The organism is Loigolactobacillus binensis, from assembly GCF_005405165.1.
Taxonomy (GTDB): Bacteria; Bacillota; Bacilli; order Lactobacillales; family Lactobacillaceae; genus Loigolactobacillus; species Loigolactobacillus binensis.
Window position 1 is genome coordinate 1 of sequence record NZ_BJDN01000013.1, and the last position, 14987, is coordinate 14987.

Below are 14987 nucleotides of genomic sequence, written 5' to 3' on the forward strand. Positions count from 1 at the left end.
ACAACAAATGCGGACCAAACCAAGTAAAAAAACAGCATTAGAAGTTAAATAACTTCTAATGCTGTAAAATTGACTATCAACAGGATTTGACAGAGAGCCATTTTTTTTACATTGCATCTTCGGCAACGAATGGCAATAATGCCATGATACGTGCGCGTTTGATTGCGATCGTAATTTTACGTTGGTTCTTGGCACTTGTGCCCGTTACCCGACGTGGCAAAATCTTACCACGTTCGGAAATAAAACGACGCAATAAATCAGTATCTTTATAATCGATATGTTCAATATGATTAGCGGCGATAAAATCGACTTTACGACGGCGACGTCCGCCTCTACGTTGTTGAGCCATAGCTTATTCCTCCCTCAAAATACCAGTTACTAGAACGGTAAGTCATCATCGGAAATATCAATCGATTCCCCATTATTTGCAAACGGGTCATTGGGATTGCTATTTGCGCTGCTGGCTGGACCATTACTAGGAGCAGGATTAGTTGTTGATTGAGGAGCTTGGTTGAATGCGCTATTGCTGTTGTTGTTAAAGTTACTATTTTGATTATTATTATAACCAGAAGCACTTTGACCACCACCATTTTGTTGACGGCGTTCATCAGCAGAGCGTGATTCCAGTAGTGAGAAATTATCGGCAACAACTTCGGTCACGTAAACACGTTGGCCTTCAGCGTTATCGTAATTCCGCGTTTGAATCCGACCTTCGATACCAACTAACGACCCTTTATGAGTGAAATTAGTAAAGTTTTCGGCCGATTTACGCCACATCACACAGTTAATAAAATCAGCTTCACGTTCTCCATTACGATTAGTGAACTGGCGATTAACGGCTAAAGTAAATGAAGCAACTGCTGCCCCACCACTGGTATAGCGTAATTCAACATCCCGGGTCAAACGTCCAATCAGGACTACTCGATTGATCATCCTATCGCTCCCCTCTCTAAAAATTTTTAATATTTATTTATTAGTCTTCTTCGCGTGTGATCATATGACGTAAAATATCGTCATTGATCTTAGCCAGACGGTCGAATTCATTAAGTGGTGCATCGTCGTCAGTTGTTACCTTAATTACATGGTATAAACCTTCGCGATACTTCTTAATTTCGTACGCTAAGCGCCGTTTCGACCAGTCCTTTGATTCAACCACTTCAGCACCGTTATCGCGTAAAATACCGTCAAAACGTTCAACTAAGGCCGTTTTAGCTGCATCTTCTAAATCAGGACGTACGATGTAAAGAATTTCATATTTCTTCGATTGAGCCATGACTGTTCACCTCCTTATGGTCTTTAAGGTTCTTACCCAAATGTAAGAACAAGGAGAATCTAAAACATTAGATACTCACAAAATAAAATTATAGCATGCGCCGCCTGAAGTTTCAACTTTGTTTTCTTTTTTTACCAGTGTGGCAAAATTACCTCGTTTTTAACTTGGTTGCATTTAATAATTAGAACTTGGCTTAAATCTATTTTAATGATAACTTTCCTCAATCAACATGCCCCAACACAAAAAGCATTTGCGCGCCGTCTATATTTAAACTACGCGCAAATGCTTTAATTATTTTTGCTGTTCAATTTTATTCTTGATCATTATTCTGATCCGCTTCAGCACGACGCACTAACTCGTCGACCTGCGCGTTGCTTTGCTCAGTAGCCGTTGGAGCGTCATCAGCTGCCTGATCAGTTGCTGCTGATTTCGTATCAGCTTCAGCGGCAACTTTTGCCATTGTCGCAACTTTTGCGTCATCATCAACGCGGATCAACCGCACACCTAAGGTTGCCCGACCAGTTTGCGAAACATCATGCACGTGGAACCGAATAACCACACCAGTATTGGTGATCAGCATAATGTCCTCATCGCCTTTGACCGTGGCTAAACCAGCTAGCGGGCCGTTCTTAGCACTAACGTTGACAGTTTTGATCCCTTTACCACCACGACCCTTGATCGGGTACTGTGTGGCAGCCGTCCGTTTACCATAACCTTTTTCGGAAATGATCAACACTTCGCTGTCTGGCGTCAAAAGATCGGAACCCACCACGTAATCGTTTTCCCGTAACCGAATACCACGAACACCGGTTGCTGAACGACCCATGGAACGAACCGCAGTTTCTGCAAAGCTGACCGCGTACCCTAAATGGGTCCCGATAATGATATTTTGTTTGCCATCGGTTAAGCAAACGTTGATCAGTTCATCGCTTTCCTTCAAGGTGATGGCTTTCAAACCATTGCTCCGAATATTACGGAATTCACTGACCGCAGTTCGCTTGGTGACCCCTTCGCGCGTGGTGAACAATAAATAATTATCGTCGGCATCTGCCGCAACGTTGACCACCGTTTGAATCCGCTCGTCAGAATCAATACCAAGCAAATTGATCACTGGAATCCCTTTAGCTGTCCGGCCGTATTCAGGAATTTCGTAACCCTTAGCCTGATAAACTTTCCCAGTGTTGGTGAAGAACAACAACATATCATGCGTCGAAGTGAAGACTAGGTGTTCGATAAAGTCATCATCGTGAACCCCCATACCTTGGATCCCACGACCACCACGATTTTGCGTCTTAAATTCAGCCGCTGGTAAGCGCTTGATGTAACCGTTATGGGTCAACGTAATGACCACGTCTTCTTCTTCGATCAAGTCTTCATCTTCCAGACTTAAGACTTCACCGACTAATAATTCAGTCCGTCGTTTGTCGCCAAACTTGTTCTGAATTTCCAGCAATTCTTGATAAATAATATTGTGGATCCGTTCCGGCTTCGCCAAAATATCTTGGTAGTCAGCGATTTTTTCCATTAGGTCAGCGTATTCAGCTTCAACCTTATCGCGTTCCAAGCCAGTTAAGCGAACCAAACGCATATCCAAAATAGCCTGTGCCTGCTTATCGTCTAATTCATAGTGTTCGATCAATAATGCTTTAGCGACTTCGCCAGTTTTAGAACTACGAATAATACGAATGATCTCATCAATATGATCCAAAGCAACCCGTAAACCAGCCAAAATATGCGCTCGTGCCTTCGCCTTACGCAAATCAAACTCAGTCCGCCGGCGAATCACCTTTTCCTGATGTTTAAGGTAATACTGCAGAATTTCTTTTAATGACAGTAAGCGTGGTGCGTTATCAACGATGGCTAACATGTTAAAGCCAAAAGATGTTTGCATGGCCGTTAATTTATACAAATTGTTTAAAACAACTGACGCGGACATATCGCGCCGAATGTCGATCACGATCCGCATCCCATCCCGATCAGATTCATCGTTCAGGTCAGTAATTCCTTCTAAGCGCTTGTCCCGCGCCAATTCGGCGATACGTTCAACTAATTTCGCTTTGTTGACCATATAAGGAATTTCGGTGACGATGATCCGCTCCTTGCCACTCTTTTCTTCCTGAATCTCGGTTCTAGCCCGTAAAGTGATCGTCCCTTTACCAGTTTCGTAAGCCCGCCGAATACCGGACTTACCCATCACTAAACCGCCAGTAGGAAAATCAGGTCCCGGAATGACCTCCATTAAGTCAGCAGTGGTCGCCTCCGGATTATCCATCAATAAATGCAAGCCGCTAATGACTTCCGCTAAATTATGCGGCGGAATATTGGTGGTCATCCCGACAGCAATCCCGGTAGCCCCATTGACCAATAAATTGGGAAAACGGGCCGGTAAAACAACGGGTTCTTTTTCTGAACCGTCATAGTTATCTTGATAATCAATGGTATCTTTGTTGATATCCCGTAACATTTCTAAGGCGATCTTGCTCATCCGAGCTTCGGTATACCGCATTGCGGCGGCACCATCACCATCGACAGAACCGAAGTTACCATGGCCGTCAACTAGCATGTAGCGATAGCTGAAGTCCTGTGCCATCCGCACCATTGATTCGTAAATTGCTGAATCGCCATGGGGATGAAATTTACCCATAACATCACCGACGATCCGGGCGGATTTTTTATATGGCTTATCAGGGGTGACCCCTAATTCACTCATCCCGTACAAGATCCGCCGATGGACAGGTTTCAAGCCATCGCGCACGTCAGGTAAAGCCCGCGCCACGATCACACTCATTGCGTAATCTAGAAATGAAGTGCGCATGGTTTTGGCTAAATTGACATCTTGAATCCGCCGATTTTGTGGTTCATCTGCCATTAACTATTTAACTCCCTTCAAAAAATCCGTTCACGCTACTCTAAACATCCAAGTTTTCAACGTAATGCGCATTATCTTCAATAAATTGCCGCCGCGGATCAACTTTATCACCCATCAACATTGAGAAAACTTCATCGGCTTCCTTAGCGTCAGTGACATTGACCCGTAACAAACGCCGATAATCTGGGTCCATTGTCGTTTCCCACAGTTGAGAAGCATCCATTTCACCAAGCCCTTTGTAACGCTGGATCACTGGTTTAGGACTAGGTTGCAACGTGCCTAGCACTTGTTCCAACTCTTCATCGGAATCAATATAACGTTGCATTTTACCTTGGCGTACCTGATACAACGGTGGTTGTGCGATATAAACGTAGCCGGCTTCAACTACCGGCCGCATGAACCGGTAGAATAAGGTCAACAGTAACGTCCGAATATGCGCGCCATCGACATCGGCATCGGTCATGATGATCAGCTTGTGGTAACGCGCTTTGGATAAATCAAATTCGTCGCCAAAACCAGTTCCCATCGCCGTAAATAACGTCCGAATTTCTTCGTTGGCTAGAATCCGATCTAAGGATGCTTTTTCCACGTTCAAAATTTTCCCGCGGATCGGTAAAATCGCTTGGGTCAACCGCGAACGGCCTTGTTTAGCGGAGCCACCGGCCGAATCCCCTTCGACGATGAACAATTCAGAGATCTCGGGATCCTTACTAGAGTTATCCGCTAATTTACCAGGTAAATTGCTGATCTCCAAGCCAGATTTCTTCCGGGTTACTTCACGAGCCCGTTTAGCTGCAAGCCGTGCTTTTGAAGCCAGTAAGCCCTTATCCACGACTTGTTTAGCAATTTTAGGATTTTCCATCAAATAGCGTGAGAACGTCGCCGCAAAGGTATGGTCGGTAACGGTCCGGGCATCAGAGTTCCCTAATTTGGTCTTAGTTTGACCTTCAAATTGCGGATCTGGATGCTTGATACTGACAACCGCAGTCATCCCTTCACGCACGTCTTCACCAGATAAATTATCTTCGTTATCCTTCATCAGGCCGTTTTTATGGGCATAATCATTGATCACCCGGGTCAATGCAGTTTTAAAACCAGCCTCATGAGTCCCACCTTCGTAGGTATGAATGTTGTTGGTGAAGGTCATCAAGTTAGTGTGATAGTCTTCAGTATATTGTAGCGCTACCTCAACGGTGATCCCCTTTTCAACCCCTTCAACATAGATCGGTTCTGGGAAAAGATCCTGCTTACCGTTGTCCAAGAATTCAACGTAGCTCTTAATACCGCCTTCGTAATGAAATTCCTGGCGGCTTGGTTTTTCACCACGTAGATCTTCAATCGTGATTCGCAGCCCTTTATTCAAGAAAGCTAATTCACGAATTCGCGTGGTTAAAATCTTAATATCATAAACGGTCGTTTCCTTAAAAATATCTGGATCCGGCCAGAAACGTACGATCGTACCATGTTCATGCTCTGGTGCGGTTCCAACATCTTTTAGCTGTGTGGCTACCTTCCCACGCTTAAAGTCCATGTAATAACGATGGCCTTCCTTAATGACCTCAACGGTTAGCTTCGACGACAATGCGTTAACTACTGAGGCGCCAACACCGTGTAAGCCACCAGAAACCTTATAGCCGCCACCGCCAAACTTACCGCCGGCATGGAGCACAGTAAAAATTGTTTCCACCGCTGGACGGCCCGTTTTCTGCTGCAGATCAACAGGAATTCCCCGTCCATTATCCGTGACCCGGATCGAATTATCCTTTTCCACGGTTACGTTGATCTCATCGGCAAAACCAGCTAAGGCTTCATCGATCCCATTATCAACAATTTCCCAAACTAAATGGTGCAAGCCTTGTGAACTTGTTGTACCGATATACATTCCGGGCCGCTTACGTACGGCTTCCAAACCTTCCAGAACTTGGATCTGGCTAGCATCATACGATTTCGCCAGTTTTTCTAAACGTTCTTCTTTTTTCTCTGCATCCGTCAAGTGAGTTTCCTCCTATAGTTGATTGATCAAGCCTTATCTGTCGTCTGCTGCAATTGCCCTTGATTGATCTGAAAAATCCGTGGTGCCTCGATCAAAGTCTGCGCCACACCACTTAAACTAGTGGTGGTCAAAAAGGTTTGAACCTTATGCTGAATGGCTTTTAGTAAATGTGTTTGCCGCATATCATCAAGTTCCGATAAAACATCGTCCAACAATAACACTGGATATTCGCCAGTTTGTTCCTTCATCAAGTCGATTTCAGCCAACTTGACTGCCAAGGCCGTCGTTCGCTGCTGTCCCTGCGATCCAAACGTTTGCACATTTTTGCCGTTAACTAAAAAACGAACATCATCCCGGTGTGGTCCAACTAAGGTCGTCCCTTGTTCAATTTCATGAGCCACGTCCGCATGCAATGCCTGTTGTAAGGTCAGCCCACCCTTCAATTGACTCACATAACTAAAAGTTAGTTTTTCGCGACCTTTACTGATATCGTGATGGAGCACCTGCGCCCAACCTTCCAGCTTGGTGAGAAAATCAAGTCGCTGCTGAATAATGGCACTACCAAAGGTTGCCAATTGATCGGATAAAACTTCCAAGAATACCTGATCAGTCGCTTGTTTATACTTTAATTGTTTTAAATATTGATTACGTTGCCGTAAAACTTGCTTGTACTGACTGCTGTTGTATAAATATTTGGGACTCATCTGGCCGAATTCCATATCAATAAACCGCCGCCGCACCACAGGTGAACCTTTGACCAAAGATAAATCTTCTGGTGCAAATAAAATAACGTTTAGTTGGCCAATGTATTGGGAAAGCTTGGCCTGTTCCAAATGATTGATCTTGGCCTTTTTTCCTTTTTTGCTGATCACTAATTCCAGGGGAACCTTACCACTACTTTTCTGCACCCGCCCAGTGATCTTAGCAAAATCAGCTTGCCATTTGATAAAATCCTTTTCATTATGCGTGCGGTGACTTTTAGTCAACGCCAACACATAAATAGCTTCCAACAAGTTGGTTTTACCCTGAGCGTTTTCGCCTAGAAGGACGTTGACTCCTGGGGAAAAATCGACCGCTAATTGAGCATAATTACGGTAATTAGTTAACTGCAAGTGATCGAGGTACATCAGTCATCAGCCTGTGTGGTTGCCGACCGCAAAAAAAAGCTGCCTGTATCGGGAACTTCCACCGTATCGCCAGCCACCAGCTTGCGACCACGCCGATCTTCAGGCATTCCATTTACAAAAACAGTCTGCTCACGTAAAAACCATTTGGCTTGACCGCCAGAATCGACTAAGGCCTGCTCTTTCAATAGCTGACCCAACGTTAAATAGGCGGTTTCGAGGTAGACAATTTTCTTCAAACTATATCCCCACGCTTCCGTTATGAAATAAGCCGGTAAATTAAGTCCACCAGCTTACTCATAGGCTTGTAAAACGATCAATGTCGTTTTATTACTGCTTATATTATACCTTTTGAATACCTAAATTACAATCTAATCGGCTAATTTTCGCCGTTTAAAGCAATTTAATTTAAAATAAGCAAAAGACACTAGAAACACTAAAAAGGGCTAAAAATAAAAAATAAGCGCGTATCAGCCATTTAGTCATTTTTTTACCGAAATTTTGCGCAAAAAAATAGTGCTGCATCTAGGCAGCACTATTTTAGCTTAGAATGTTCGGACTGGCGTGATCAGCTGAACAAAATGATCGGCATCTTCACTAGGAACTAAGGTGAAGGGCCGTAACGCGGATGTAAACGCGACGCGGATCTCCGTCTGACCAAAGGACCGTAAAGCATCCTTCATATAGTCTGGATTAAACGAAATCTCCAAGTTCTCGCCCGCTAAATTTTGGCCATTTAAAGATTCCTCAACGTTACCAACATCCGGTGAATTCCCGTAAATAGTCACCTGACTAGTGGTTGGATCAAGCGCTAGTTTAACCACATTGTTATGACTTTCATGGGATAACAAAGAAGCACGTTCGATCGCCGCTAACAATTCTGGCGCATTAAATTCGACTTGGGTAGACGAACTTGTCGGGATCAACCGGGAAGTTTCGGGATAATTGCCTTCCAACAAGCGGGAGTAAAAGGACGTCGTGCCGGCCACAAATAAAACTTGGTTTTCAGCGATCCGCATCTCTACGGTTTCCACATCGTCGCCTAAAGTCCGTGATAGTTCAACTAAACTTTTGCCCGGAATGATCACGTCATAATGAATAGCTGGATCAATATCGAGTTTGATCTTCCGCTGGCTTAAGCGGTGGCTATCAGTGGCTACAGCCAATAATTCGGCATCAGCTAACACCAAATGGATCCCCGTCAGGATCGGCCGACTTTCTTGATTAGAAACGGCGATCACCGTTTGCGCGATCAATTGTTTTAAAACGGCTGCATCTAAAACAACTTGTTTATCCGTATCGATCACCGGTAAATTAGGATAATTGTTGGCGTCAAGCCCGTTAATAGTAAAAGCAGCCGGGCCGGAACGTAATTCTGTTTGAAAATTATCCTTCACTTCTAAAGTCAAGGTTTCTTCAGGTAATTTCTTAACGATTTCACCGAAGAAACGTGCTGGAAGTACGATCGAGCCAGTTGAGCCAACTTCTAATTCGTTTTTTTCATCGGCCGCAGAAATAAAGGCTTCAATAGAAATATCGGCATCGCTACCGGTCAACATTAAGCCTGCTTCGGTTAACACTAACTTTAAGCCTGTTAATATCGGAATCGTTGTTTTGGATGAAATTGCTCGTTGCACATCGTTAAGATTTTTAACGAATAAAGAACGTTTAATTGAAAATTGCATGTGGTTGTAGAACCTCCTTTTTGAGAACCGTACCTGAATCGTTTACCGATTAAGGTAGTTATATTATATAAAAGATTTTTAAGTAATAGTAGTAGGCACTGTTAATGCTGTGGAAAAGTCTAAGTGAGCAAGGCCAGCTAAGATATCCACATGTGCATAACCTGTGGATATCTCCGGGTAAAACTAGTGCTTTATCCACAGTCCTAATTTGACCGTAAATTATTTTTTAACTCGCGGACATCGTTTTGGAGCCGTTCATTATCTTTTAGGGCTTGGGCAATTTTTTCATGGGCATGAATAACGGTTGTGTGGTCTTTGCCACCAAATGATTTGCCGATCTTAGGTAATGAATTATCCGTTAATTCACGGGCAAGATACATAGCGATCTGCCGTGGCATAACAATGGTTTTGACCCGTTTCTTACCTTTAAGTTCAGCTACGGAAACTTCATAATATTTAGCCACTTCATTTTGAATATCCGCAATTGAAAGCTCATTATTTTTACCTGCCAACTTTAAATTCTTTAAAGCATCAGCGGCTAGGCTGGTCGAAATCGTTAGATGTTTCATCGTGGCATAGGCCTGTACTCGAACCAATGCGCCTTCTAGCTCACGAATATTGGAATCGATTTGCCCAGCAATATAACTCAAGGTTTCGTCAGGGATCTGTAACTGTTCAGCATCAGCCTTATTGCGTAAAATAGCGATCCGCGTCTCTAAATCTGGTGGGGTAATATCGACGGATAAGCCCCATTTAAACCGGGAGACCAAGCGTTCTTGCAGCTTCGGGATCTCGTTAGGTAAACGATCTGAAGTCAACACGATCTGTTTCTTATCATCATAAAGCGCATTAAAAGTATGGAAGAATTCTTCTTGGGTTCCTTCCTTATCAGCAAAAAATTGAATATCATCGACCAATAGTAGATCAACACTGCGATATTCCTGCCGAAATTGTTCCTGCTGCCGGGTTTGGATCGAATTGATAAAGTCGTTGGCAAAAGCCTCAGACGTCACGTATTTAACCTTAGCCTCAGGACGTAAAGCCAACATTTGGTGGCCAATAGCGTGCATTAAATGGGTCTTACCTAAACCAACACCACCATAAAAGAAGAGTGGATTATACATTGTCCCAGGTTCTTCGGAAACCACTAGAGCCGCTGCATGGGCCATTTGATTACCTTTACCGGTAACAAAGGTATCGAAAGTATAACGACTATTTAAATGTGTCGGCCGCATAAATGTTGGTGTGACCGTTGCGGTATTGCGCTCCCCAAACTCTTCCTTCGGCGATATGGTAGTGGTCAGCGGGGTTGCATCATGCGTGGCGGTTTGAATGATCGGTGTGATTTCACCGCCGGTATGCTGATAAACGTATTCAACCACTTTTGTAGCCAGGTTGCGTTCCCAATAATCTTTTTGTAGATCTTCGGGAACTTCGATAATGAGCTGATTCTGGTTTAACGCGATCGGTTTCGCGGTGGTGACCCAAGTTTTATACCCCACGGGGGTAAGTGAACGCTTGAGTTCATCCCGAATTATCGCCCATAAATCTTCCAATTCAGGCACAAAAACGCCTCCTTTTCTAAAAACATATCTTTATTTTAGCATTCTCGAAAAAAGTTTTCCACAACTTTCGCAACAAGTTTGACGGACCCAAAAGTTGTGAACAAGCTGTTTAAAAGTGTTGTCCACAGCCAAACGTATCCTGTGGACAAATAGATTATTTTTTAACTTAGTGACAGGAAATTGTTGATTAGAAGTCTTTATGTAGCAAATGTTTCACGACTTATACACAGCTTAAATTAAAAAGTGGACAGACTTTTACCAGCCTGTTTCTTTGTGGACAACTAGGGGAAATGGTTGTGGAAACTGTTTTTTTAAGTTGGCGAAAATAAACAAGCTATCCACAAGAAAGAGAACTTAATCCCTTGCTTCTGTGGATAACTTTATTTTTTTAGAGTTCCATTTAAAAGCCGAATATGCTATTATATTCTGGTAATTGCTATTGACGTCAGTGTATTAAATTCGGTATACTAGAAAATAACTGATTAAATAGGTTTAATTTTTTGCGAGGGGGTTAATCGCACATGGCAATGAAACGCACATACCAACCAAAGAAACGTCATCGTGAACGTGTCCATGGTTTTATGAAACGAATGAGCACAAGCAACGGTCGTAATGTGTTACAACGTAGACGCCGTAAAGGTAGAAAAGTATTGTCTGCATAGACCACTGACCCTCAGTGGTCTTTTTTATTATTTTTGAGTGAGTAAGCGATTGTTTGCTCACAGTACATAGGACTTGGAGTAATCAAATACGTCATGAGAAAATCTTATCGAGTCAAAAAAGAAGCAGATTTCCAGACCGTTTTTCAAACCGGAGATTCCAAAGCTAATCGTAACTACATCGTCTATCAGATGGAAAAGCCGGGACAAAAACATTTTCGGGTCGGTATTTCAGTCGGTAAACGAATCGGTAATGCGGTTCACCGTAACCAGGTCAAGCGCCGGATCCGCCAAAGTCTGCAAGAACTCAAACCACAATTGAAAACCGACGTTGATTTTTTGGTCATTGCACGGCCTAGTGCTGATCACTTGACCCAAGACGAAGCTAAAGCTAATTTAGTGCACGTCTTGACTTTGGCTGGCCTATTAACGGATGAAGTGAGGGAATAAGTGTGAAAAAGAAAAAGCGATTGCTTGGTGGCGCTGGGCTGATCACCTTAGTTTTATTCTTAGCCGGGTGTAGCACTAAGCCAGTAACTGGTAGCAGCACTGGTGTCTGGGATCACTATATTATTTGGAATTTCTCGCGGGCGATCGTGTGGTTATCCAACTTATTTGGTGGCAGTTATGGTGTTGGGATCATTGTTTTTACGATTATTATTCGGATCATCATCTTACCGTTAATGCAGTACCAGATGAATAGTTCACGAAAAATGATGGATATTCAGCCGCAAATGAAGGCACTGCAAAATAAATATTCTTCACGGGATGTGGACACGCAACAGAAGCTACAAGGTGAAATGTCTAAATTGTATAAGGATGCAGGTGTGCATCCCTTTGCCAGTATGTTACCTTTAGTGGTACAAATGCCAGTTTTGATCGCCTTGTATCAAGGGATCCAGCGGACGTCTGTGCTACGTTCTGGGACCTTCTTATGGATGGAACTAGGTAAGGCTGATCCATACTTCATTTTACCGATTTTGGCGGCAGCGTTGACTTTTGCGACCTCGAAACTGACGATGATGGGCCAAGCGCAACAAAGTGGCATTCAAAACGTGTTAATGCTGTGGGGGATGCCGATCATGATCTTGATCATGGCGATCAGCTTACCCTCTGCGTTAGCTGTTTACTGGGTGGTCACCAATGCCTTCTCCGTTGGGCAAACAATGTTGCTGATGAATCCATTTAAACTGCGGGCGGAGCGAGAAGCTAAGCAGCAGAAGAAGCGGGATCTCGAGCGGCAACTTGCTAAAGCTCGGCGTGGTAAAAAACGTAAATAAGTTTTAAATAAACGAGTTGAGACCAAGCAACATTGGTTTCAACTCGTTTTTGTTAACTGCTAGCGGCTAGCTTTGCTTGCTAAAATTGTGTAGACTAGAGAGTGTCTAAAAGCGCGCTTTTTTTGGCATGCGCTTAATACACACGTTCGCGTCATTATATTGGCGCATTGAAAAAGATAAGACAAGGAGCTTTTATTTATGCCGACATTTGAAGGAAGTACGATCCAAACTGCCATTCAAAAAGGGCTGACGCACCTTAATTTAGAACGGGATGCGGTGAATGTCGAGGTTGTTTCAGAAGGGCGCAAAGGTTTTCTCGGCCTTGGGCGCAAACCAGCGATCGTGTCATTGACGGCATTACCGGCGACACCGGCTAAACCAACGATCGCGCCAACGCCGAGCAGTGCGGCGCCAGCACCGATTAAGGCAGCGGCGGTAGCCCAGCCACAGCAAATGACTGCAGCGCATAAGCAGGCCGATCTTCAGGCGCTAACGGCGTTGACTACGTATTTAACAGCCTTGGCGGCCGCAATCGGCGCACCGGCAAAGATCACCTATCAGCGTGCTTCTAAAAACCGCCTGCAATTGCAGTTGATCACTCCCAAAGAAGGCTTGCTGATCGGTCATCACGGTAAGACCATTAACGCCTTACAGTATCTCGGCCAAGTCTATTTAAATCATCACGCACATTCAAAATTTAGTTTACTGTTAAATATTGGTGATTATCGTGAGCGCCGTAACGGAATTCTAGCGCGCTTAGCTGATAAAACAGCGCGGGAAGCAATTGCTACTGGCCAGCCGACTTTGCTAGAACCGATGCCATCTTTTGAGCGCAAACAGATCCATGCCCACTTGGCAAACAGCCCCCATGTGCTGACTTATTCGGAAGGCGAGGAACCACATCGCTACGTGGTGATCGCACCTAAACCCCATGTAGGCTGAATCAAGCGCGCTTAGCTTGCCGCTGATATAAAAAATCGTTGACAAAACGTAAGTCAACTTTTATAGTAGGCTTAAATATGAGTTCGATAAAGTAGTCAAAGTGCTTTGTCACGTTCCGTAAATCAAGGGGCGTGGTGTAGGCGCTTTTTTTGTTGAAAAAAATTGAAAGGAAGTTAATTTATGGCGAATACAACCACTGAATTTGATACCATTGCGGCGATCTCTACGCCACCTGGTGAAGGTGCGATCTCAATCGTCCGCTTATCTGGTGAAGAGGCATTACCTGTTGCTAAGCAGATTTTTAAAGGGTGTGATCTGGAAAAAGTTGCCAGCCACACCATTAATTATGGCCATATTGTTGATCCTGAGAATGGTGAAGTAGTCGATGAAGTTATGGTATCAGTATTGCGGGCGCCAAAGACTTATACACGTGAGGAAATGGTGGAGATCAATACGCACGGCGGTATTGTTGCAACAAACCATGTCTTGCAGTTATTGCTTAGCCACGGCGCACGCTTAGCTGAACCTGGTGAATTCACCAAACGTGCCTTTTTAAATGGGCGGATCGATTTGACCCAAGCCGAATCAGTGATGGACCTTATTCGAGCAAAAACTGATCGGGCAATGCAAGTGGCGGTCAACCAATTAGATGGTAATTTGTCGCGGTTGATCAAGCATATTCGGCAGGAGATCCTCGATGCATTAGCACAAGTTGAAGTCAATATTGACTATCCTGAATATGATGCGGTGGAAACGATGACCACGAAAATGCTGCTGGAAAAGGCAACCACCGTCAAAAAACAAATCGAGCAATTATTGGCGACTGCTAATCAAGGCAAGGTGTTACGTGAAGGCTTAGCTACGGCGATCGTTGGGCGACCCAATGTGGGCAAATCCAGTTTGCTAAATTATTTACTCCATGAAGATAAGGCCATTGTCACCGATGTTGCCGGCACCACCCGGGATGTGATCGAAGAATACGTCAGTGTGCGCGATGTTCCGCTGAAATTAATCGACACGGCCGGTATTCGTGAAACCACGGATAAGGTAGAAAAAATCGGCGTTGAACGGTCACGCCAGGCGATCACCCAAGCCGATCTAGTCTTGCTGATTTTAGATAACAGTGAAGCACTGACGGATGAAGATCGAGCGCTACTGACGGCGACGCAGGCCAAGAAACGCTTAATTATTCTGAACAAAACGGATCTACCCGTTAAATTAGCGGCCACCGAATTACAACAAAGTGTACCGGCGGAAAATATCATTGCGATCTCGGCGTTGACAGCCACTGGCGTTGATCAATTGGAACAACGTATCGCCGATCTTTTCTGGGGCGGGATTGATAATAGTCAAAGTACGACCTTAGTCAGCAACGCCCGACAAATCGGCTTACTTAAGCAAGCTGACCAAGCCTTAGATGATGTGCTTGCGGGGATCAAAGCCGAAATGCCAGTTGATCTAGTGCAGATCGATATGACCCGTTGCTGGGATCTGCTTGGTGAGATCACTGGTGATGCTTACCAAGACGAGTTACTCAATCAATTATTCAGCCAATTTTGTTTAGGTAAATAAATGTAAATGTTAAAATTAAGCGCGC

The 14987-nt window shown here is 44.1% G+C and carries 14 protein-coding genes; 5 read left to right on the top strand and 9 right to left on the bottom strand.

Annotation, left to right across the window (positions count from 1 at the left end):
• Positions 1-106 precede the first annotated feature (106 nt).
• The 9 genes from rpsR to dnaA all read right to left on the bottom strand — a co-directional run bounded on the left by rpsR (position 107) and on the right by dnaA (position 10509).
• Positions 107-349 (bottom strand): 30S ribosomal protein S18, encoded by a 243-nt coding sequence (gene rpsR, locus FFM78_RS07270; RefSeq protein WP_137637790.1) that lies wholly within the window; start codon positions 347-349, stop codon positions 107-109.
• A gap of 29 nt (positions 350-378) precedes the next feature.
• A complete protein-coding gene (gene ssb, locus FFM78_RS07275; RefSeq protein WP_137637791.1) occupies positions 379-933 on the bottom strand; it encodes a single-stranded DNA-binding protein in 555 nt (184 codons plus the stop codon).
• Positions 934-973: 40 nt separating this feature from the next.
• On the bottom strand, positions 974-1273 hold the full coding sequence (gene rpsF, locus FFM78_RS07280; protein ID WP_137637792.1) for a 30S ribosomal protein S6: 300 nt from the start codon (positions 1271-1273) through the stop codon (positions 974-976).
• Positions 1274-1583: 310 nt separating this feature from the next.
• Positions 1584-4142: a DNA gyrase subunit A gene (gyrA, locus tag FFM78_RS07285; protein WP_137637793.1), complete on the bottom strand. Its 2559-nt coding sequence runs from the start codon at positions 4140-4142 to the stop codon at positions 1584-1586.
• Between the two features lie 40 nt (positions 4143-4182).
• Complete coding sequence (gene gyrB / locus FFM78_RS07290; protein WP_137637794.1) at positions 4183-6135, bottom strand: DNA topoisomerase (ATP-hydrolyzing) subunit B; 1953 nt, start codon at positions 6133-6135, stop codon at positions 4183-4185.
• A 26-nt stretch (positions 6136-6161) separates the two neighbouring features.
• The gene (recF, locus tag FFM78_RS07295) at positions 6162-7262 is read right to left on the bottom strand and encodes a DNA replication/repair protein RecF (protein ID WP_137637795.1); all 1101 of its coding nucleotides are present in this window, start codon (positions 7260-7262) and stop codon (positions 6162-6164) included.
• Positions 7262-7498 (bottom strand): S4 domain-containing protein YaaA, encoded by a 237-nt coding sequence (yaaA, locus tag FFM78_RS07300; RefSeq protein WP_137637796.1) that lies wholly within the window; start codon positions 7496-7498, stop codon positions 7262-7264. The genes recF and yaaA overlap by 1 nt, the downstream gene beginning before the upstream one ends.
• 306 nt (positions 7499-7804) lie before the next feature.
• Entirely contained in the window at positions 7805-8944 is a 1140-nt protein-coding gene (gene dnaN / locus FFM78_RS07305) for a DNA polymerase III subunit beta (RefSeq protein WP_137637797.1), read from the bottom strand.
• A 203-nt stretch (positions 8945-9147) separates the two neighbouring features.
• Positions 9148-10509, bottom strand: coding sequence for a chromosomal replication initiator protein DnaA (dnaA, locus tag FFM78_RS07310; RefSeq protein WP_137637798.1), 1362 nt, complete (start codon positions 10507-10509; stop codon positions 9148-9150).
• Positions 10510-11030: 521 nt separating this feature from the next.
• Here dnaA and rpmH point away from each other — a divergent pair.
• The 5 genes from rpmH (at position 11031) to mnmE (ending at position 14962) form a co-directional block, all read left to right on the top strand.
• Positions 11031-11171, top strand: a complete 141-nt coding sequence (rpmH, locus tag FFM78_RS07315) for a 50S ribosomal protein L34 (protein ID WP_010010455.1) — start codon at positions 11031-11033, stop codon at positions 11169-11171.
• Between the two features lie 93 nt (positions 11172-11264).
• The gene (gene rnpA / locus FFM78_RS07320) at positions 11265-11618 is read left to right on the top strand and encodes a ribonuclease P protein component (RefSeq protein WP_137637799.1); all 354 of its coding nucleotides are present in this window, start codon (positions 11265-11267) and stop codon (positions 11616-11618) included.
• A 2-nt stretch (positions 11619-11620) separates the two neighbouring features.
• Entirely contained in the window at positions 11621-12448 is an 828-nt protein-coding gene (yidC, locus tag FFM78_RS07325) for a membrane protein insertase YidC (RefSeq protein WP_137637800.1), read from the top strand.
• 198 nt (positions 12449-12646) lie between these two features.
• The gene (gene jag / locus FFM78_RS07330) at positions 12647-13390 is read left to right on the top strand and encodes an RNA-binding cell elongation regulator Jag/EloR (RefSeq protein WP_137637801.1); all 744 of its coding nucleotides are present in this window, start codon (positions 12647-12649) and stop codon (positions 13388-13390) included.
• A gap of 180 nt (positions 13391-13570) precedes the next feature.
• Complete coding sequence (gene mnmE, locus FFM78_RS07335) at positions 13571-14962, top strand: tRNA uridine-5-carboxymethylaminomethyl(34) synthesis GTPase MnmE (protein ID WP_137637802.1); 1392 nt, start codon at positions 13571-13573, stop codon at positions 14960-14962.
• Positions 14963-14987 lie beyond the last annotated feature (25 nt).

What these genes read in the sequence shown, in the direction of transcription:
- rpsF (WP_137637792.1), bottom strand. Translation starts at nt 1,273, where the DNA reads ATGGCTCAATCGAAGAAATATGAAATTCTTTACATCGTACGTCCTGAT.
- mnmE (WP_137637802.1), top strand. Translation starts at nt 13,571, where the DNA reads ATGGCGAATACAACCACTGAATTTGATACCATTGCGGCGATCTCTACG.
- ssb (WP_137637791.1), bottom strand. Translation starts at nt 933, where the DNA reads ATGATCAATCGAGTAGTCCTGATTGGACGTTTGACCCGGGATGTTGAA.
- dnaN (WP_137637797.1), bottom strand. Translation starts at nt 8,944, where the DNA reads ATGCAATTTTCAATTAAACGTTCTTTATTCGTTAAAAATCTTAACGAT.
- recF (WP_137637795.1), bottom strand. Translation starts at nt 7,262, where the DNA reads ATGTACCTCGATCACTTGCAGTTAACTAATTACCGTAATTATGCTCAA.
- rnpA (WP_137637799.1), top strand. Translation starts at nt 11,265, where the DNA reads ATGAGAAAATCTTATCGAGTCAAAAAAGAAGCAGATTTCCAGACCGTT.
- jag (WP_137637801.1), top strand. Translation starts at nt 12,647, where the DNA reads ATGCCGACATTTGAAGGAAGTACGATCCAAACTGCCATTCAAAAAGGG.
- rpsR (WP_137637790.1), bottom strand. Translation starts at nt 349, where the DNA reads ATGGCTCAACAACGTAGAGGCGGACGTCGCCGTCGTAAAGTCGATTTT.
- rpmH (WP_010010455.1), top strand. Translation starts at nt 11,031, where the DNA reads ATGGCAATGAAACGCACATACCAACCAAAGAAACGTCATCGTGAACGT.
- gyrA (WP_137637793.1), bottom strand. Translation starts at nt 4,142, where the DNA reads ATGGCAGATGAACCACAAAATCGGCGGATTCAAGATGTCAATTTAGCC.